This is a genomic window from Alloscardovia venturai (genome assembly GCF_042676605.1).
Lineage (GTDB): Bacteria > Actinomycetota > Actinomycetes > Actinomycetales > Bifidobacteriaceae > Alloscardovia > Alloscardovia venturai.
The window spans coordinates 58523-78452 of sequence record NZ_JBHTHQ010000011.1 but is presented as its reverse complement, the minus strand read 5'-3'; the positions used below and the strand labels follow the sequence as shown (position 1 = coordinate 78452).

The following is a 19930-nucleotide window of genomic DNA, read 5'->3' as shown; positions in this document are numbered from 1 at the left end:
AATGGCAATCCTCTGGCAACCGTAGTTTCCACCCTCAAGAGCAAGTGCGCTATTCCGACAAAACAGCACACCGATACTAGCGGAGATTTTCCATAAGGGCGCATACAAGTACCATTATCAGCGGAAAAATCCCAGAAAACACAGGAACAGCAAACATATACCCCCACACAGATGCGGACATGCTCGTCCCCTTGGTAGCACTATCGCCGGCCCCACGTGCAAGAGCACACGTAAGCATTATGAAGAGAGCACATACGAGGACTCCGACGACAATTCCCCCAACTATAGCCATGTGATAAGCCACTAAGACCACTGCTTGCACAAGTATTATCCAGCCCGATGCACATAATCCCGCAAAGCTCATAAAGACAATTTGCGATAATGATTTAATAAGCTCTACGCGTTCTTTACGTAGCATTTCGAAGAGGAATCCTCCAGCGATACTGATAAACATCAGCATGAGAATTGCGATACCAAGACGTTCGAGCGAGCGCGTTACAAGTGCAGCTATGATACTTGCAAGTGCCGTTGCAAAACCAAAAATACGAGAGACACCAGCAGTTCGTGTATAAATTTCTGCTGGATAAAGCAGAACAAAAGCTCCTGCAACCGCAAGTACAATAGCGGCCGTTATCCAAGGAACAAAATCACTTTGACCGATTAAGGCGATAAAAAATATCACGAAACACATAAGCGCAGTAGCTGCCGCCCCCACGATGCCTGCAGTGAGAACACTCTGATTCTTCGTCATATTCGCTCCTTGGACTATCACACACTCACATCGTGCGAAGTATTTAGTATTATTCATAGTAATCGTAAAGCAGGGCAAACTGGTAAAGGAGTGACTATGAGTGATTTGACTCTCATCACTAACGCCGAAGACCCTGCAAGTGTATTACCTGCTTTAGCACTTCTCCAGCACCGCGTCCGCGTACTACCCGCAGATACATCATCAATAGTGCGCATACCGGATAACACTATCGTGTTCGTTGACGCGCGGCACGAAGTAGCCTCAGCAAAGCAATGGTGTTCCCTCACCGAAGCTTCAGGCATACAAGTCCCCCTCATCGTTATCTTGAGCGAAGGAGGTTGCCTTGGCTTTAATGCGAGTTGGAACGCCACAGATTTTGTCGTCGACACAGCCAGCCCTGCCGAGGTAGAAACTCGCGTGCGTATCATCACTGGAGGCGGATTGCACACCGCTTCGATGCAATCGACGCCGCCCACATCGAAATCGCACTCTTTTAATTCCTCTGCAAGCACTTCAAACTTTGAAGCTCATGGAGATGCAGTCTCACAAGAGCGCGATGGAATCATCACGTGTGGGGAGCTAGAAGTAGATACCATCGGCTACTCTGCTACTCTCCGCGGAGAACCATTAGACCTAGCGTATAAAGAGTTTGAACTCCTCAAATATTTCGTTATGCACCCCGGACGCGCCTTTACCCGTAGTCAGCTCCTTCAAGAAGTATGGGGTTACGACTATTACGGTGGAACGCGCACTGTAGATGTCCATGTGAGACGATTGCGCGCAAAGCTTGGAGTGGAATTTGAATATGTCATAGGCACCGTACGCAATGTTGGTTACCGTTTCGATCCTCCACAAAGTGTACACCCGAAACAAAAGTCATAGGAGTATCATCAAATACCACTATGGTTACTTCACGTGAAACTGCTCGCGAGCGCGATGAGCGTATCCAACACGAGTATGCGATTCTTTGCGAGACTATCCCCAATCCTCAACCGGCTTTAGATTTTCGCAATCCTTTTGAGCTTCTCATCGCCACTATGCTCAGCGCGCAGACTACAGATAAACGTGTCAATATGGTCACTCCTGAGCTCTTTGATCTCTATCCAACGCCAGAAAAAATGGCTGAGGGAAATGTGGAAATTATCGGTCAGATTATTCATTCCATTGGTTTTTGGCGCGCAAAATCAGTCCATGCTGTTGATATTGCTCGATCGCTCGTTGATAATTTCAACGGAGAAGTTCCGCAAACGATGGAAGAGCTTACTACTCTCCCCGGCGTGGGACGTAAGACCGCAAATGTCGTCCTTGGCAACGCTTTTGACAAACCAGGATTCCCTGTAGATACGCATGTCACCCGAGTCAGTGGGCGTTTACATTGGCGTAGTGGGTGGACACTCAAAAATCCTGATCCCGTAAAAATTGAAAAAGAGGTTACGAAGCATTTTGAACCTTCGCAGTGGAAGGATGTTTCTCATCGTTTAATCCTTTTCGGACGCTCTACGTGTCATGCTCGCAAACCAGAATGTCTCGTGTGTCCGCTGCGTAAAACCTGCCCGAGTTTTGGACTGTTTATCGACTAATACCGTAAACTAGTGCTCTATGGGTGAAGAGAAAAGTAGAGTAAATCCAGCAGTTATCTTTGTATCAGTCATCGTTGTCCTTGCACTGATTATCGGCTGCGTGTGGGGATATATACACAGAATCGGTCCATTTGCCGCTTTCTCTCATATCAAGAATGGGAATGGGACAAGCTTGACCATTGCCACTTCTCGACCGCTCACGTCCCTCGATGTGACTACCAACTCTTCTACCGCTGTGGACCAGGCTCTCGTTCCTAATGTGTATCAAACTCTTGTCGGCCACGATGATGTAAACAAGCCGACGCAGACTGGAGTTGCTCGGTCGTGGAATATTTCTGCAGATAAGAAGACATACACCTTTACGCTTTACCCTCATATGCGTTTCTCAAACGGCCATGTCTTGGACAGTGCAGACGTAGTGTATTCGCTTCAGCAGACCATTCAGCAGCACACTCAAGGAGCAGATGCTCTAGCTCGCATTACAAATATAGCAGGCAAAGACAGCACGGTTACTCTCACTCTCAGCCAGAGTGACCCTACGCTTTTGTGGGCACTGAGCACTCGTGCAGGCATTATCTATGACAGTGAAGCCCACTATGACAAATCGCAAATGGCAATTGGTTCTGGACCTTACACCGTAGCACACTTCTCGGCAGGAAAGTCACTCACTCTGAGTGCTAACCCACAGTACTGGCGCGGATCCCAGAATTACGCATCTACGGTGACGCTGAAGACGATTTCTGACGCACAGCAGGCAGCACAAGAACTGAAAAGCGGCACAATCGATGCCATCGTTCCGCTGAGCGATACGCCAAACAGCTCGTCTACTGTACGAATCTCCGAAAGTCTCCAAACGGACAAATCCCTGACTGCTACCACCTCAAAAAGCCTTCACCGCTGGGCCGTAGCACTCAATAATGACGCTGATTCTCTCTTCTCTGACACGCGCATACGCCAAGGATATAACGCTATGCTTGACCGCACTTCGGTCATCAATCAGCTTGGCATTAGCGCCAATCCTATCGGCGGACCCGTAGCTGAGCTAGACCCTGGATTTAAAACATACCCCACAGATGCAAATCTCACTCATGCACGAAGTCTTCTATCTTATTTCGGGTATGCGCGAAATCTCACTTTGGCGTATAAGACAAGTTCAGGAGCAGACAAACTCGCTCGTATCCTTATTCAGCAATTCACTCAAGTAGGCGGCACGGTCACAGCGCGAGGTTTGAGTGACGAAGAGTGGAACGACCAAGTAATCGGCAGGAAGCAATTTGATATGGCTATCGTCGATTACACGTCAAGCCATGACATAGGTACTATGGTAGACCCAAACTACTTCATCAATTACACAAACTCCTCTATCGAGAGCCAATGGAATGCCGTCGAGAGTGCGGAAACTGAGGCAGCTTACGCGCAGGCAACAGAGACCGTGGCAGATACTCTTGCTCAAGACGTGCCTATCATCTGGCTCTATAGCGAGACGCCTGTCATCGCATCAAAGTCCACTCTCACAGGACTTCCTACTAGTATGGTCGAACGCTACTTACCATTAGAAAATATCACTGTATCGCGCAATTCTCACTAAAAAATCAGCAATTCTGAGCAAAGCGTGCGTGTCGCGGAAACCGCGTAAACTCGACTCCATGACTAATGACCAGAATGTAGACAAAAACAGTGTGTCCGCGCACTTGACCGCGCTGCCAGACAAGGCTGGCGTAGAGGGTCTCGAAGACAAGTGGGGCGCATACTGGGAAGAAAATCAGACATACGCTTTTAGAAATACTCGTGACCGTAAGGCTGTATATTCCATCGATACGCCACCGCCAACTGTCTCGGGAAGTCTTCATGTAGGTCACGTATTCTCCTACACTCACACCGATGTTATCGCGCGATTCAAGCGTATGAATGGTTTTGACGTCTTCTACCCAATGGGGTGGGACGACAATGGTTTGCCTACCGAACGTCGCGTACAAAACTACTTTGGCGTGCGCGTCGATACTTCGCTGAAGTACGACCCAGACTTCAAGCCACCATTTGAGGGTACAACCAAGAAAATTCAAGCTAAGGACCAGGTTCCTGTATCTCGCCAGAACTTCATCGAACTGTGCGAGAAGCTCACTGCAGAAGATGAAAAGCTCTTCGAAAAACTGTGGCGTACCTTGGGTCTTTCTGTAGACTGGAAAAATACCTACCACACCATTGGCGAGCATCCTCGTCGCGTAGCACAAAAAGGCTTCTTGCGCAATCTTGCTCGCGGACAGGCATATCAGAAGGAAGCCCCAGGTCTGTGGGATGTCACATTCCAGACTGCAGTTGCTCAGGCTGAACTTGAATCTCGCGAGTACGATGGCTTCTACCACAAGGTGGCGTTCCATCTCGTAGAGGACGGCTCCCCTATCTATATTGAGACCACACGTCCAGAGCTTCTTCCTGCTTGTGTAGCATTGATTGCTCATCCTGATGATGAACGCTACCAGAAGTTCTTCGGCAAGGAAGTCTATTCTCCACTCTTCGGTGTGAAGGTTCCCGTCGTAGCTCACACAGCAGCAGAAATGGATAAGGGTGCGGGCATCGCTATGTGCTGTACCTTCGGTGATGTCACTGATGTCCAGTGGTGGCGTGATTTGAATCTTCCAACACGCTCTATTATCCAGCGCAATGGTCGTCTTTCTATGACCACTCCAGATTGGATTGAAGATGAGAAGGGCCGCGCACTCTTTGAAGAACTTGCCGGAAAGACCACTTTCTCTGCCCGCAAAATCATCGTAGATGCACTTCGCGAATCTGGCGATCTTGAAGGTGAGCCGACTCCTACAAAGCGTATGACGAACTTCTACGAAAAGGGCGATAAGCCTTTGGAAATCGTTACCTCCCGCCAGTGGTATTTGAGCAATGGTGGTACTGACCGTGCTTTGAATGCAGAGCTTGTCCAGCGCGGTAAAGAGCTTGAATTCCACCCTGACTTCATGCGCGTACGCTACGAGAACTGGGTTAACGGCTTGAATGGTGACTGGCTCATTTCCCGTCAGCGTTTCTTCGGCGTTCCATTCCCACTCTGGTACCCAGTCAACGCCGATGGCGACGTCGATTACGCTCATCCACTCACTCCATCCGAGGATATTCTTCCAATCGACCCAACTATCGATGTGCCAGAGGGGTACACCGAAGATCAGCGTGACCAGCCAAACGGCTTCACCGCAGAAAAGGACATTATGGACACATGGGCTACTTCGTCCATGACTCCACAGATAGTGACCAAGTGGGCAGAGCCGGGTAAAGAGAACGAAGCGCTCTTCAACGCTACATTCCCTATGGATTTGCGCCCTCAAGGTCAGGACATCATCCGTACATGGCTCTTCTCTTCTGTGGTCCGCGCGCACCTTGAAAACGGTGTACTTCCTTGGAAGCATGCAGCGCTTTCGGGTTGGATTCTTGACCCTGACCACAAGAAAATGTCTAAGTCTAAGGGTAACGTCGTCGTGCCCTCCGAGCCTATCGACAAGTTTGGCGCAGATGCAGTACGATACTGGGCAGCTTCCGCACGTCTTGGTACTGATGCAGCATACGAAATTGGCGAGATGAAGATTGGTCGTCGCTTGGCTATCAAGCTCCTCAACGCTACTAAGTTTGCACTTGCCATTGGCCGCGAAGACGAGAACCATCATGTGGCTAATGCTGCTACAGCTGAGTGGAGGGCATCTGATGTCACTAACCCACTCGATAAGGCAGTCATGGCTCAACTCGCTGATGTCATCGACATCGCAACCAAGGCTTTGAACGAGTACGATCACGCTAAAGCTCTCGAAGCTATCGAGTCCTTCTTCTGGCAGTTCTGCGATGACTATATCGAACTCGTCAAGAACCGTGCTTACGGTACTGCAAACGCAACAGGCACCATTCCCTCTGAGGCGGATGTTCTTTCTGCACGTACTACCCTGGGACTCGGCTTGGATGCATTCGCACGTTTGCTCGCGCCATACCTTCCATATGCTACTGAGGAGGTATTCTCCTGGATGCACGAAGGCGAAGGTTCTGTACACCGTGCTTCTTGGCCAACTCCTGACCTCTACCGCTCAGCTTCAGCTGGAGCAGACGCCTCTGTGCTCGTGTGGGCAGGTCGTGCACTCGGAGCATTGCGTAAGATTAAGTCTGAGGCAAAGGTCTCTATGAAGACACCAATCCTCTCGGCAACTCTTGCACTTGACGAGAAGGCTATCCCAATGGTTGAGGCAGCTTCTGCTGATGTTTATGAAGCAGCTAAGGTCACTGGTACAGTCACTCTGACGGTCGCGGATCTCTCCGCTGAGGATGCTAATGCGGACGAAATCGTAGCTACTACTTCCGAGCTTGGAGAGGCTCCAGCAAAGAAGTAAGATACGCAAGGCATTGAACTGTAAAACTAGAGGTGTCTCTCACTATTTTGATGAGAGACACCTTTCTCTGTTTCTGATTCTCTTAAAATTCCTCATTTACCATACTTATTGCTATGCTCACTGTTAGCAAATAACAACTAATACCCCTGCGAGGATTCGCACAGCTATGCCTATGTACTATGTTCTTCAGCAATCTTTCTATGTCTCTTCTTTGACTCGGTAACGACGAAGTCGCGGTATGCATGGGCGATCTCCTCCTCAAGTCCACATTCACGCGCAAGCACCGTCATACGCTCCAACTGGTGTTCTTCACGAACAGAGTCAAGAGCCGCAAAACCTGCTTTAGCCTTCAAAAGCCCCACTTGGCGCGTAGCTGTAAATCGTCGCGCAAGTAAGCGAATAATTTGCTCATCTACTTCATCAATGACAGCGCGCTGCTCTTCAATCCCATGCGTAGCTTCAGCTACGACCCCCGATGTTTCACATGAAACATTCGCGCTTGAAATCGCAGTATCGCCCGAAACTTCCTGAATATCTTTCTGGATGTCTTCCATCGCGTCTTCAACGTTCTCCATCATGCCTTAACCTTACACAAAAGGCAGCCATCTGAACAAACTTGCCCAGAAAAGCTGCCTACGATACTAAAACTTGATAAAGCTTAGTTTCCTTGAGCCATCGCTTTAAGGAACTCAGCATTGGTTTGAGTCTTCTTCAAACGACCCACGAGTTGCTGATACGCAGCTTCAGGCTCCAAACCACCCAACGCTCGACGTAAGCGGTAGATGATAGACATCTGAGCTGGGTCCGTGATGAGCTCTTCACGGCGAGTAGAGGAAGCATTGATGTCAATTGCTGGGAAGAGACGCTTCTCGGACAAATCACGAGAAAGACGAAGCTCCATATTTCCTGTCCCCTTGAACTCTTCGAAGATGACTTCATCCATCTTCGATCCAGTCTCCACCAATGCAGAGGAGATAATGGTCAAGGAACCGCCATTCTCAATGTTTCGTGCAGCGCCGAAGAATTTCTTTGGAGGATAGAGCGCCTGAGCATCCACACCACCAGAGAGGATACGACCAGAAGTTGGAGCTGCGATATTGTAAGCACGAGCCAAGCGTGTCATAGAGTCAAGCAACACAACTACATCTTGACCAAGCTCTACAAGGCGTTTAGCGCGTTCGATAGCGAGCTCTGCCACGATAGTATGATCTGTAGCTGGGCGATCGAAAGTCGAAGCGATAATCTCACCTTGAACGGTGCGCTCCATATCGGTCACTTCCTCAGGACGTTCGTCTACAAGAACGACCATCAAGTGAACTTCAGGATTGTTTGCAGTAATTGAATTAGCGATGGACTGCAAAGTAATAGTCTTACCAGCTTTTGGCGGAGATACGATAAGGCCACGCTGCCCCTTGCCAATTGGAGACACGATGTCCATAATGCGCCCAGTGATGTTATTTGGCTGGGTTTCCATCGTCAAACGCTCTTGAGGATACAAAGGCGTCAGCTTAGAGAACTGTGGACGAGTTGCAGCTTCTTCCAACGTTAGACCGTTAATAGACTCGATGGACTGCAGCGGGACGAACTTCTGACGCTGATTACGGCGCTCTCCCTCACGAGTGGCACGAATAAAACCGCGTACAGCATCGCCCTTGCGAAGTCCGTATTTTTTGACCTGCCCCATGGAGACATACACATCATTAGGACCAGGAAGATAGCCTGAGGTGCGCACAAACGCATATGACTCGAGGATATCAACGACACCTGCGACTGGGATAAGTTCTTCTTGAGGCTCTTCAGCAGAAGAGTCTTCCGCATCGTGAGAAGAAACGCCATTCTTATTCTTACGGTCACGCGTGTAATCACGACCACGACGACGGTCACCACGCTCTGCTCGATCCTCGCGATTAAAGCGGTCACGGTCACGGCGATTTGAGCGTTCAGGACGCTCAGAATTCTCCTCTTCATCCGTATTTTCAGTCTGCGCGTCTAACTGCTGACGATCAGAGCGAGATAAACGGTTACGTCGATCATGTGCAGAAGCACCACGTTCAGCACGCTTCTGAGCAGATTCTTCAAGTGCCTGAGCACGGTCACGCTCAGAACGGTCAGGAAGAGCGGAGAGGATATCATCCAAATCTGCTTTAACCTGATGGCGACTTGCTTCGTGTGCTGCCTGCTCGTCAGGATCGAGAGGAGCTGACTTACGGCGTGGGTGCTTAGGAAGATCAATGCTCAAATCGATTGTCTCAGGCACCTTTTTACTTGGCACTTCTACAGATTTAATGCTCGATGGTGACTTCTTCATCTCAGCATCTGGTATCTTCTTAACACTTATACCTGCTGGAGCCGCAGCACCGCTTCGTGCACTTTCAATGACGTTGATAAGTTCTGGCTTGCGCAGAGTGGAAATCCCCCTCAAGCGCATCTGCTTCGCGATTTCGCGCAGCTCCGGTAGTTTCATATCTGCAAGATTGCTATTTGCCACGTGTGTGACCTTTCGTATGCACAACACTCCGTCCCATAAACACAAATCGCTACAAGGAAAGGAGATATCTACACTGAATGTGTGAATAAATCACACGTATACCTGCAAGTATAGGGGAGTTCATAGACGAAAAACTACTTCTCAGTGTTTACCCTGATAATTCCCCCGAATTGCGCTTCATAGCGTGTAGAAAAATCCGTTCTCCGATATGATTGACGCGGAGGTAAAGAATATGCAAGAAAATATGCCACGAAAGCTTACACTTCGCCATAATTTCAGCAATGTAGCATACGGTTTATGGTTCGTTATCTTCAACACCGTCGCCATCATCCTACTTCAACTTTCTGTGCAGCTTAATCCATCTGTATCCGTCGCGATATCGTTTATCACGAAAGTTTTCACTGGACAGTTCCAATTTGTCACTAATTTCTTACTTCTCGGGCTCGTATATATCAGCCTCATTTTGCTAACAAACCGTTTCTGGATAGGGACGGCTCTTTATATGACTTTCATCGGTCTGTTCACCTCTGCTGAATTTTTGAAACTCAACGTCTTTGAAAACATCGTGCTCCCAGCAGATTTTAAGTGGAATTTGATGAACAACATCTATAATTTTATGGAAGCTATCGCTTTTGATTTTACTGACTTCTTCCTTATCACTCTTGCGTGCTCACTGTCTCCTCTTCTCCTTGTACTCCTTTTAGGAATTCTTGACACACGTAAACGCTTCATCAATCTTTCTGCAGCGTCGCACCGCACTGTTGCTCGTTTGTTGCTTAGTGCAGTATGCATCACACTTGTCACTACCTTCGTTATCCAGATGGCTACTATCGACTCTTGGGCAAACCGTACAGCAGATTTCTTCTCCGATTCTCCTAAGCTTTGGGATTCACAAACTGATGCAAAAGCGAACGGTACCGCCATCGGCTTTGCGCGCCTCATCAATCCTAAGGTCATGCACAAGCCGCATGACTACTCTCAAAAATCCATGCTCGCACTCGCGCAGCACTATGCCAATAGTGCTCAATCAATCAACGCTACTCGCACAGGAACACTGACAAATTCGACCGTTATCTTCCTCCTCTCCGAGTCATTTTCAAATCCCGCTCGCGTGCCGGGAGTCAAACTGAATAAAGACGTCATACCGCGTATTAACGCCATTAAAAAGAACACTACCTCCGGACTCATGCTCTCTGCCGGCTTCGGCGGCGGCACGGCAAATCAGGAGTATATGACTCTCAGCGGTTTGAGTATGGCCAACTTCTCCCCTGCCCTCACATCTCCTATGGAGCAAATCGTACCTCAAGCCTCATGGGCGCCTATCGTAGCAAATTCCTGGCTCCAGCAGAATACTTCCGGATTCCACTCGCATAATTCGAAAGTGTATTCTCGTAACGCTGACTACGAAAAGTTCGGTTTCAATTCGTTCACTGCAAAAGACGGACCGCTCGTGCTCGACCCACAGAAGAAAATCGATCGAGGGATTTATATCTCTGACGAGTCGCTGTATACAGCCGTCATCAACTCACTGAAGAACGAAGAACCTCGTGTCCCAAGGTTCATCCAAATGTCTACTATGCAAAACCACATGCCATACAAAAATTGGTACAACAATAATGAGGTCAAAGCGTCAAGCACCACTCAAAAGCCACTTACAACTTCTGAAACACAAAAAATTCAGACATATGCTAAAGGGCTTGAGTACACTGATAAGGCAACGCAAAAGTTCCTCGATGAGCTTGACGCCATTAACAGACCTATCACGCTCGTCTTTTACGGAGATCATTTGCCCGCAGCGTACGAGACTGCTACGAAAAATCCAAAAAATAGTGTGGCACTCCATGAGACAGACTATTTTATCTGGTCAAATAAAGCATCACGTATTAATAACGCTGAGGCTGCTCGCAAGGCGACAAATGCCGCATACTCTTCGCCTAACTTTTTCCAAGCACAGGTCGCTGAACATCTGAATGCCAAGGTCAGCCCATTCCAAGCGTTCCTTACGGAATTGCACGCACACGTCGCTGCGATGGAACCGCCCGTAGCAAACAAAATTCAAGAGTGGAAAAGACTGCCTCTTGGCTCAGACTTGTACCTAGACGGCAAGGGCAAAGCTATTAACCCACGAAACATGGATGCCAAAACACGCCAACTTCTTGCGGACTATAAGCTCATTCAGTACGACATCACTGCCGGCAAACACTATCTCAAGTCAACTTCCTTTATGAGTGTTCCAGGCGCGCAGAATACGAAGCCATCTCAATCTGACGAATAGAGACGAATAGAGACGAATAGAACAGACCTCGCAGGTGCACTTTCCCAGCAGAAAGTGCGGAGAAGAATAAGAAGAGGAGTACGCTAAAGGGCTTGGTTTTCTTCCCATAAGAAGAGACCAAGCCCTTTAGTCGTTTATGCTGAAACTCACACGGAACTTCATATAGAGAATATAGAGAGCTTACAGAGAAAGCGTCGTTCTCTGTAAGCTCCTAACGCACTAGTACACGAAAATTTCTAGTGACGGTGTGCGCGATAGAAGTTGATGAGAGCCTGAGTAGACTGATCCTGCTCAGCAAGTGCTGCATCATTCTGAGAGATAGCTGGAGCAATCTGCTTTGCGAGAACCTTACCCAATTCCACACCCCATTGGTCATAGGAATCAAGACCCCACACGGTACCTTCAACGAGAGTGATGTGCTCGTAGAGAGCAATGAGCTCGCCCACTGCGAATGGAGACAAAGTGTCACCGAAGATGGAAGTGGTTGGACGGTTACCAGTGAATACGCGAGCTGGAACGATAGCTTCATCTGTACCCTCTGCGCGTACCTCATCAGCAGTCTTACCGAATGCAAGAGCCTTAGTCTGTGCAAGGAAGTTTGCAAGGAAGAGCTCATGCACGTCCTGCTCGCCATCCTTTGTCGCATTTGAAGTGTTTGCAAATGCAATGAAGTCAGCAGGAATCAAACGAGTGCCCTGGTGAATGAGCTGGTAGAAAGCGTGCTGACCGTTGGTACCTGGCTCACCCCAGAAGATTTCGCCGGTCTGAGTGGTGACAGGAGTACCATCCCAGCGCACAGACTTACCGTTGGACTCCATTGTGAGCTGCTGCAAGTATGCAGGGAAACGATGGAGATACTGGTTGTAAGGAAGAACAGCGTGGGAGTGTGCACCGAAGAAGTTCACATACCATACATTCATCAAGCCCATGAGAGCGACTACGTTCTTCTCAAATGGAGTAGTTGCGAAGTACTCATCGATCGCATGGAAACCGCGCAGGAAGTCCTCGAAACGCTCTGGACCATAAACGATAGCGATAGAAGTACCTACAGCTGAATCTACGGAATAACGACCGCCAACCCAGTTCCAGAAGCCGAATGCATTTTCAGTGTCAATACCGAACTCAGCAACCTTGTCGAGAGCGGTAGAAACTGCAATGAAGTGCTTTGCTACAGCTTCTGCATTCTTCTCATCAGAACCGTCGATAGCACCCTGAGCCTTGAGATTTTCAAGGAGCCACGTACGAGCAGAGCGTGCATTGGTCAAAGTTTCGAGAGTAGTGAAAGTCTTGGAAACGACGATGAAGAGAGTGGTCTCTGGGTCGATGCCCTTGAGCTTCTCTGCCATGTCATTAGGGTCGATATTTGACACATAGCGAGCCTGAATGCCCTTGTCGTTGTATGCCTTAAGAGCTTCATACACCATGACCGGACCCAAGTCAGAACCACCGATACCGATGTTGACTACAGTTTTGATTTCCTTGCCGGAAACGCCCTTCCACTCACCAGAACGTACCTTGTTTGCAAACGCATAGATACGGTCGAGGACTTCGCGAACGTCCTTTACGGTGTCCTGCCCATCTACGATGAACTTGCCCTCGTCAGATGCTGGACGGCGCAAAGCAGTGTGAAGAACAGCACGATCCTCGGTGTTGTTGATATGCACACCGGTGTACTGCTGCTGGATACGCTCATCGAGCTTGATATCCTTAGCTAAGTTTGCAAAAAGCTGCAAAGTCTCTGGCTTGATGAGATTCTTAGACAAATCGAAGTGCAAGTCGCCAGCTTCGAAGCTCAGGCTTGCAGTACGATTTGGATCTGCTGCGAACCAATCACGAAGGCTGATACCTTCAGACTGCAACTGATTAAAGTGATTCTGCAATGCAGCCCACGCCGGGGTCTGAGTTGCATCAATAGGTGGATTGATGGCCATTGCCAGTCCTTTCATACCATAAGACGTACGTCTGTGTCGTACTGAGACACAACGATAGTAGGCGAAAGGGACAGTGAGGATATAATCAATTTTCGCTCCTCGCTATCACGATAAGCCTATACCCCCACGCCTTTATCACCATACTATATATAACGTCAGTCCATGTTTACACTGCATGCAATGCATAAAGTGGAACATTCCTCATCCAGTCTTCACGCCTAAACGGTGAGAGGCTCGTACGTATGGGCTCCACTTGTGGATATCGTTGTGAGAACGCTCGCAAACTCTTTGCTCGCAGATTCTCTTCTGCCTTTACCTCAATAGGATAGATTGCGTTCCCTCTCTGAACTATAAAATCAATCTCACCCCGTGAATTATCTGCCGACCAATAATATGGTGTCAAGCCACACTGCGAAATGAGTTGCTGACATACATACTGTTCAGTAAATGCTCCCCTGAACTCTGTATAAATCGTGCTTCCTTCGAGTATCGTCGAAGGATCAAGCTGACTCATGGCGCACAGCAACCCTACATCAAGGAGAAAGACTTTATAAAAATTTGCCTCCGCATATGCCCCCAGAGGTAGTGCAGGCTTACTTATGCGTTTTACCCTATAAATCAATCCCGCATTTTCAAGCCAAAGAAGTGCCTCATCATACTGCGATGCTCGCGCTCCTGAACGGATATGACCAAACACAAACCGTTTATTTTCTTGAGACAAGTGCGCGGGGATGGAATGCCACACTTCTAAAGTACGCTGAATATACGCTGACGGGATATGCTTAGCAAAATCGCGTTCATAGTCGAGGAGAATCTGACTTTGAATTTCCCGTGAAGAGTCAAAATCAAATGTCTGGATAAAATTACTAACAACTGCTGGCATGCCGCCAATGATGTAATAGGTCTTGAGTTGACTAATAAGACGATCTGACACCGCATTGATAAGTACTTCATCATCAGAAAGTACAACATTTGCGAGTCGTTCTTGCCCAGCAGCTTCAAGAAATTCTACAAAATTAAGTGGATAGAGTTCAAGCGTATCCACTTTGCCGACAGGATATCCGCTTCCCTCATGTACAGTAAGTCCCAGAAGCGAGCCTGCTGCAGCAACCACGTATTCCGGAGCGTTCTCGCAAAAGTATTTGAGCGCGGTAAGTGCGTGAGGAGCGGATTGAATCTCATCAAGGATAATTAACGTCTTCCCTGGCTCAATCTTTACATCTGCCAAAAGGCTTAGACCAGTAATGATACGCTGAACATCAAAATCATCATCAAATAAAGTACGTGCTGCCACATTGTTATCCAAGCTAATATACGCCACACTATCAAAACATGTTCGCCCAAATTCGCGCAAGAGCCATGTCTTTCCAACCTGTCTAGCTCCGTTGAGAATGAGTGGTTTGCGATTACGCTTACTTTTCCAACGTTTTAACTCTTCAAGGAGAAACCGCTTCATTTTCTTTGAGTCCCCTTTCGCTATATCACGTATAATCTCATATCTTCATCCTTAAAAATGTATTCTAATACATTTTTATGTCCTTATTTATGTAACAAATTACATTTTTAAGGACGTAATTATGTTACGCTTCCTCTTTGCTCTTCGTTTTCCGTATCTGCATGCACAATAGCGACACAACAGGCATGCTCATAAAAAACTTCGACAGCTTCGCGAGTTGCCAACTCCGCTCCATATGCTACACTTTTATCTCTGTACGGTCGTTTTACTTCCGCACACGCCGCTTTAGCTCAGTTGGTAGAGCGTCTCACTCGTAATGAGAAGGTCGCCGGTCCGATTCCGGCAAGCGGCTCTTTACTTCTTGCACTTGCTTGTGCATCTTGTGCTCTGTGAAAAGCACTGTATGAGATGTGAAAGCAGTTCAACTCGCGCGAGTGGCGGAATTGGTAGACGCGCAGGATTTAGGTTCCTGTTCCACTGGAGTGAGGGTTCAAGTCCCTTCTCGCGCACTCTGCACTATGCTTGTCGATTCGTTCAAGTCCTGTTTTCTTCAATTTTCCGCCTGAGTATGCGTTGCAACCCTCGTTTTGTTTTTACTCCACCTCTTAATGATATCCATCCCAACACTCTGCCCTACCAAACTCTGCTTTATCTAACTCACACTAGTTGCTCCTTGAAGAACGCTCTAAGCTGCGAAGAGTAAATCAATTTTGACAAAACGTAAGAATGTATTTAATATGTAAGTGGTCACTTAATAAAGTATCGCGATATTTTAGCCTAGTTCTTTTAAGCGACTATCTCTATCGAAAAACAGGAGGTGGTGAGCATGTCGACGCAAGCAATCGTCATCATCATTGGTGTAAAGAAGTAAAACGAACTCGTGATAGGAATAAACCCTTTATTTTATTCTTTTTGCGGTTAAGGACGAGTGCTGTTAGATCAAATCAGAATGACTAGAAAAATTGTATCTAGCAGCATTCTATTAAGGATTACAATGAAAATTTTGAAATATAAATATGTCAAGTCAGCCACATTCTTGACTACTCTTGCCTCAATTTTCGATGTCTTGACAGCATATTCACTATCCTTTCTTGTCGTCAGCGACATCAAAAAACTCATCAGAAATTTAGCTCTCGTTGCTGGAATCTACATATGCCAATCTATATTCCTATTCTTTCAACTACGACTGAGCGCGCAAGCTTCATCACACATGACGCAGGTGCTCAATCAAAATATTGATGAATTTTTTGCACAGATGAGCTTCCAAAAATTTCATGAAAAAGACCGCGGAGAGCGCCTCTCGCTCTATATTAATGACGTTCCAAAGGTCATTGAGCTGACCCTTGACAAATTCATATCGCAAGTTCACATAGCCGCGACCGCAATTGCCGCATTTATTGCTCTTATCAACATCCACTACTCTATGGGAATCATAGCTGTCATCACCTTTCTCGTCATGGCTGGATTACCAAAGCTATTCCAAACTCAACTGGGAACATATATTTCAGGACTGCAAGACGAAAAAGCGCTATATACCAGTAAAGCACGAGAGCTACTTCAAGGCTTTACGACATTCTTCGAGCAAAACATCTTCTCTGTCTTCTTTGCGAAAAGCTATAAAGCAACTAAAAAATACGCAGATTATCAACTGCGCACACAGACATTCACCGCCTTCATGAGCGCATGCTTAACCGTAGCGAACGGTTTGATTAGTGTAATTTCAGTAGCAATCATGGCATATCTCGTCATTATCGAACAAGCACAAGCTGGGGCACTCCTTGCAGTCGTTTCTCTTATCCCAAACTTTGGCGCTTCAGTTACTCAGCTACTTTCAGAACACGAATTCTACAAGTCAGGGCAAGCATTATTTGCTGAGAAACTCTCTTTTGCTTCAGATAATCCAAACTTAGAAGATCTACCTGGTAGCCAACTCAATGATTTAGCTACTGCACCTTCTTACACACTTAAAACCCAAGATATTATCGTTAACTATGACAAGCCTCTTACTCTTCCGAATACAACTTTTGAGTTCGGCAAAAAGTATGCAATTGTTGGCGAGAGCGGTAGCGGAAAATCAACGCTTCTCAAAATACTTCTCGGAGAAATTGAAAATTATAACGGCAAAGTTTTCGTGGGCTCACAAGAAAAATTACCAGTACAGAATCTTTTTAATGCCGTAAGCTACGTCAATCAAGAAACTTTTCTCTTCAACGATACAGTAAAGAACAATATTGATCCACTCAATAAATTGAGCGATACACAAGTGCATAATCTTCTCGAGCAAGTCGGATTGGCAAACATTTCTCCAGACCAAATAATTCAAGACAACGGAAAGAATCTCTCTGGTGGACAACGTCAAAGAATTGCATTTGCTCGAGCACTCGCACGTGGCAAAAAAATCCTTATCTTAGACGAGGCAACGGCTAATCTCGATAAACAGACAGCAGCAAAAATCGAAAACCTTGCTCTGCACACTCGTGGTACGGTTATTATGATTACTCATCATATGAATAATGCATTAAGGCACCAGCTAGATAATGTTATTGAGCTGAGGAGTACCCGTGAAAGCAACATCGTCACTTATTGATTTTGCCCTATCGCTAGACTATGCGGTAAAAGGCGTATCAGAGTACAAAGAATATCGTGACTTGCTCAAGGTAGTTGACTCTCGATATTTGGAGCACATTCTGCACTATCAAGAATTTCTTCAGAGTAAGAAAGACTGTACTCTCAACTGGGTAACGGATGAATATAATGTTCTGCATTATATACTCATTGACAGGAAGGTATCGTCATACGGTGATTTGGTACAAAGATTGCAGTCTTTAAGCAGAGATGAAGTCTTCTCCCTTATCAACGCGTACGCATTAGACAGTCCTTCCCGCCAATTCCACGTACGCAATCTTGTCAACGCCCATCTGTCCGAGGTAAACCGTTGGAGAATAACAGAGTTGTATTATAACTTCGACAACTTAAAAATAGCCTTAATCGAAAACTTAACAAAACTATGGGAAGAATATACCCGGCTTATCTCTTCACTTGAGCACGAGTTCAGCCGAAAAATTGCCCAAGAGACACAACGAATTCACGACAAGTCAGAAGACCTTTTCTCCACCGTTTTCAAAGACTATATTTCACACGATGATTTCAATTCATCAACGGAACAGTACCTACTTCTCGCATCGATTCATAGAGTCATTTTCATTCAAAATAAAGAAGAAAAGAGCATAGGAACGGGCATATATACGTTTGACTATTCCAAACTTATGCACGATGTGAATAGCTATGGGCAGGAATTTAGAGAGAAAATTCTCAAAGCACTCGCAGATCCTACACGTTTTGACACATTGAAACTTATCAACGAAGGAATAGTATCAAACAAGATTATCGCTCAAAAATTTGGTATCTCGTCAGCCGCCGTAACGTATCAGCTGAAGTATTTACTCGAGAACCGCATACTCATTGTGGAATCTCAAAGCAAAAAACCCATGCTGAATAAAAAACTACTCAAAGCCATTCTTACAGGCGTAGAAAAGGAACTGTTCTTAGACGATTGACGCTCACCGTATACCTCTAACACTAGTTTTTCAAAACCTCGAAATGCTTGGCAAGTGCCCTCAACGCTTTCCCACGGTGAGATATCGCGTTCTTCTGGTCAGCGCTCATCTCAGCAGAAGTAAGATCGCCATCTTGCTCGTCAGGCACAAAAAGCGGGTCATAGCCGAAACCATTCTCACCGCGCGGCTCACGAAGGAGTCGACCAGTCATCTCTCCTACTTCCACAATTTCCAGCGGTTTACCATCATTCACATCCGTAAGTTCAGACGGAATCACAAGCGCAGCAGCACAACGAAAGCGAGCCGTTCGCACCGCATCAGGAATATCGCTCATCTGAGCCACAAGCAACGCATTATTTGCCGCATCGTCTCCATGCTTACCAGCCCATCGAGCAGACAAAATTCCTGGTGCTGCTCCCATCACATCTACGATAAGTCCTGAATCATCCGCCATTGCAGGAAGCCCCGTACGTGCAGAGGCATCACGCGCCTTGAGCAAAGCATTCTCAGCGAAAGTTGTTCCATCTTCCACTGGGTCTGGAAGGTTCATCTGACTGGACGTGACAAATTCAAATTCAGTGTGCGCATCTATCTTCTTCATCTCATCAGAAATAATGCGGGCTATTTCCTTGACTTTTCCCGCATTATGCGTAGCGACCACAATGCGCTGAGCGTGTTTTACCATATACTCTTCCCCTGCATAACTGACTGTAATGTACAGTTTCTCACGTGTCTGGCAGAATGAACTACTGTTCAAGCGCCGCCTTTTGGGCTGCCTGCAGTTCCTTATTTCCCTTCGCCGCTAAATCGAGTAACGTATTCAACGTCTCACGGCTATATGGTGCTCCCTCAGCGGTACCTTGAATCTCAATGAAATCTCCAGATCCAGTCATTGCTACATTCATGTCTGTCTGCGCACGAGAATCTTCTATGTACGGCAAATCAAGCATTGGTGTCCCGTCAATGACACCTACAGATACAGCAGAAACCTGATCTTTAATGACCTTTTTGTTTTCTCCAATGAGATGCTTTTTCTTCGCCCATTCGACAGCATCTACAAGAGCTACATATGCGCCAGTAATCGACGTGGTGCGTGTACCTCCGTCTGCTTGGAGCACGTCACAATCAATTTGAATTTGATTCTCTCCGAGGGCTTTCATATCTACAACTCCGCGAAGTACACGACCTATCAAGCGGCTAATTTCATGCGTGCGGCCACCGACTTTGCCACGTGTAGACTCGCGATCGGTACGTTGAGCTGTAGCGCGAGGAAGCATAGCATACTCAGCCGTCACCCAGCCAAGACCACTATCACGGCGCCAGCGAGGCACACCTTCAGTAAACGTCGCCGTGCACAGTACTCGAGTATCCCCACACTGGATAAGCACCGAGCCTTCAGGCGCATCTGTCCAGTTTCGTTCAATCGTGACCGGACGTAGTTCATCTACTCCACGCCCGTCAGCGCGCAATACTTGACCATCTTGAAGCAAATCTTTAATCTGAACCATACAGGTCA

General features: G+C 47.0%; 14 protein-coding genes and 2 tRNA genes. 9 read left to right on the top strand and 7 right to left on the bottom strand.

Going from position 1 to position 19930, the window contains the following annotated elements; all coding sequences use genetic code 11:
• Window positions 1-76: 76 nt before the first annotated feature.
• A complete protein-coding gene (locus ACFQY8_RS01605; RefSeq protein ID WP_377937958.1) occupies window positions 77-751 on the bottom strand; it encodes a hypothetical protein in 675 nt (224 codons plus the stop codon).
• A 96-nt stretch (window positions 752-847) separates the two neighbouring features.
• On the opposite strand from ACFQY8_RS01605, the gene ACFQY8_RS01600 reads away from it, so the two are divergent.
• Genes ACFQY8_RS01600 through valS form a run of 4 tightly spaced genes read left to right on the top strand, consistent with a single transcriptional unit; the run spans window position 848 to window position 6707 of the window.
• Window positions 848-1633, top strand: coding sequence for a winged helix-turn-helix domain-containing protein (locus ACFQY8_RS01600; protein WP_377937956.1), 786 nt, complete (start codon window positions 848-850; stop codon window positions 1631-1633).
• Window positions 1634-1653: 20 nt separating this feature from the next.
• Window positions 1654-2331 (top strand): endonuclease III, encoded by a 678-nt coding sequence (gene nth / locus ACFQY8_RS01595; RefSeq protein WP_377937954.1) that lies wholly within the window; start codon window positions 1654-1656, stop codon window positions 2329-2331.
• A 19-nt stretch (window positions 2332-2350) separates the two neighbouring features.
• Window positions 2351-3919 carry an ABC transporter substrate-binding protein gene (locus ACFQY8_RS01590; RefSeq protein WP_377937952.1) on the top strand — a complete coding sequence of 523 codons (1569 nt, stop codon included), beginning with the start codon at window positions 2351-2353 and terminating at the stop codon, window positions 3917-3919.
• Between the two features lie 58 nt (window positions 3920-3977).
• On the top strand, window positions 3978-6707 hold the full coding sequence (gene valS, locus ACFQY8_RS01585) for a valine--tRNA ligase (RefSeq protein WP_377937950.1): 2730 nt from the start codon (window positions 3978-3980) through the stop codon (window positions 6705-6707).
• Window positions 6708-6877: 170 nt separating this feature from the next.
• Here valS and ACFQY8_RS01580 read toward each other — a convergent pair whose 3' ends face one another.
• Window positions 6878-7285, bottom strand: coding sequence for a chorismate mutase (locus tag ACFQY8_RS01580; protein WP_377937948.1), 408 nt, complete (start codon window positions 7283-7285; stop codon window positions 6878-6880).
• A gap of 80 nt (window positions 7286-7365) precedes the next feature.
• Window positions 7366-9195 (bottom strand): transcription termination factor Rho, encoded by a 1830-nt coding sequence (gene rho / locus ACFQY8_RS01575; RefSeq protein WP_377937946.1) that lies wholly within the window; start codon window positions 9193-9195, stop codon window positions 7366-7368.
• Between the two features lie 232 nt (window positions 9196-9427).
• Between rho and ACFQY8_RS01570 the strand changes: the two genes are divergently transcribed.
• Entirely contained in the window at window positions 9428-11470 is a 2043-nt protein-coding gene (locus ACFQY8_RS01570) for a sulfatase-like hydrolase/transferase (protein WP_377937944.1), read from the top strand.
• Window positions 11471-11706: 236 nt separating this feature from the next.
• On the opposite strand, the gene pgi is transcribed toward ACFQY8_RS01570, so the two are convergent.
• A complete protein-coding gene (gene pgi, locus ACFQY8_RS01565) occupies window positions 11707-13401 on the bottom strand; it encodes a glucose-6-phosphate isomerase (RefSeq protein ID WP_377937942.1) in 1695 nt (564 codons plus the stop codon).
• A 166-nt stretch (window positions 13402-13567) separates the two neighbouring features.
• Window positions 13568-14857, bottom strand: coding sequence for an ATP-binding protein (locus tag ACFQY8_RS01560; protein WP_377937940.1), 1290 nt, complete (start codon window positions 14855-14857; stop codon window positions 13568-13570).
• Between the two features lie 279 nt (window positions 14858-15136).
• On the opposite strand from ACFQY8_RS01560, the gene ACFQY8_RS01555 reads away from it, so the two are divergent.
• From ACFQY8_RS01555 to ACFQY8_RS01540, 4 genes are all read left to right on the top strand, one after another.
• Window positions 15137-15209 (top strand) — tRNA-Thr (locus ACFQY8_RS01555).
• A 76-nt stretch (window positions 15210-15285) separates the two neighbouring features.
• Window positions 15286-15366, top strand: a tRNA-Leu gene (locus tag ACFQY8_RS01550).
• Between the two features lie 485 nt (window positions 15367-15851).
• Entirely contained in the window at window positions 15852-17444 is a 1593-nt protein-coding gene (locus tag ACFQY8_RS01545; protein WP_377937938.1) for an ATP-binding cassette domain-containing protein, read from the top strand.
• Window positions 17419-18414, top strand: a complete 996-nt coding sequence (locus ACFQY8_RS01540) for a hypothetical protein (protein ID WP_377937936.1) — start codon at window positions 17419-17421, stop codon at window positions 18412-18414. Before ACFQY8_RS01545 ends, ACFQY8_RS01540 begins: the two co-directional genes overlap by 26 nt.
• Before the next feature lie 22 nt (window positions 18415-18436).
• On the opposite strand, the gene rdgB is transcribed toward ACFQY8_RS01540, so the two are convergent.
• Together rdgB and rph are read right to left on the bottom strand one after the other, a co-directional pair.
• Window positions 18437-19099: an RdgB/HAM1 family non-canonical purine NTP pyrophosphatase gene (rdgB, locus tag ACFQY8_RS01535; protein WP_377937934.1), complete on the bottom strand. Its 663-nt coding sequence runs from the start codon at window positions 19097-19099 to the stop codon at window positions 18437-18439.
• A 61-nt stretch (window positions 19100-19160) separates the two neighbouring features.
• Window positions 19161-19922 carry a ribonuclease PH gene (gene rph, locus ACFQY8_RS01530; protein WP_377937932.1) on the bottom strand — a complete coding sequence of 254 codons (762 nt, stop codon included), beginning with the start codon at window positions 19920-19922 and terminating at the stop codon, window positions 19161-19163.
• Window positions 19923-19930: the final 8 nt, after the last annotated feature.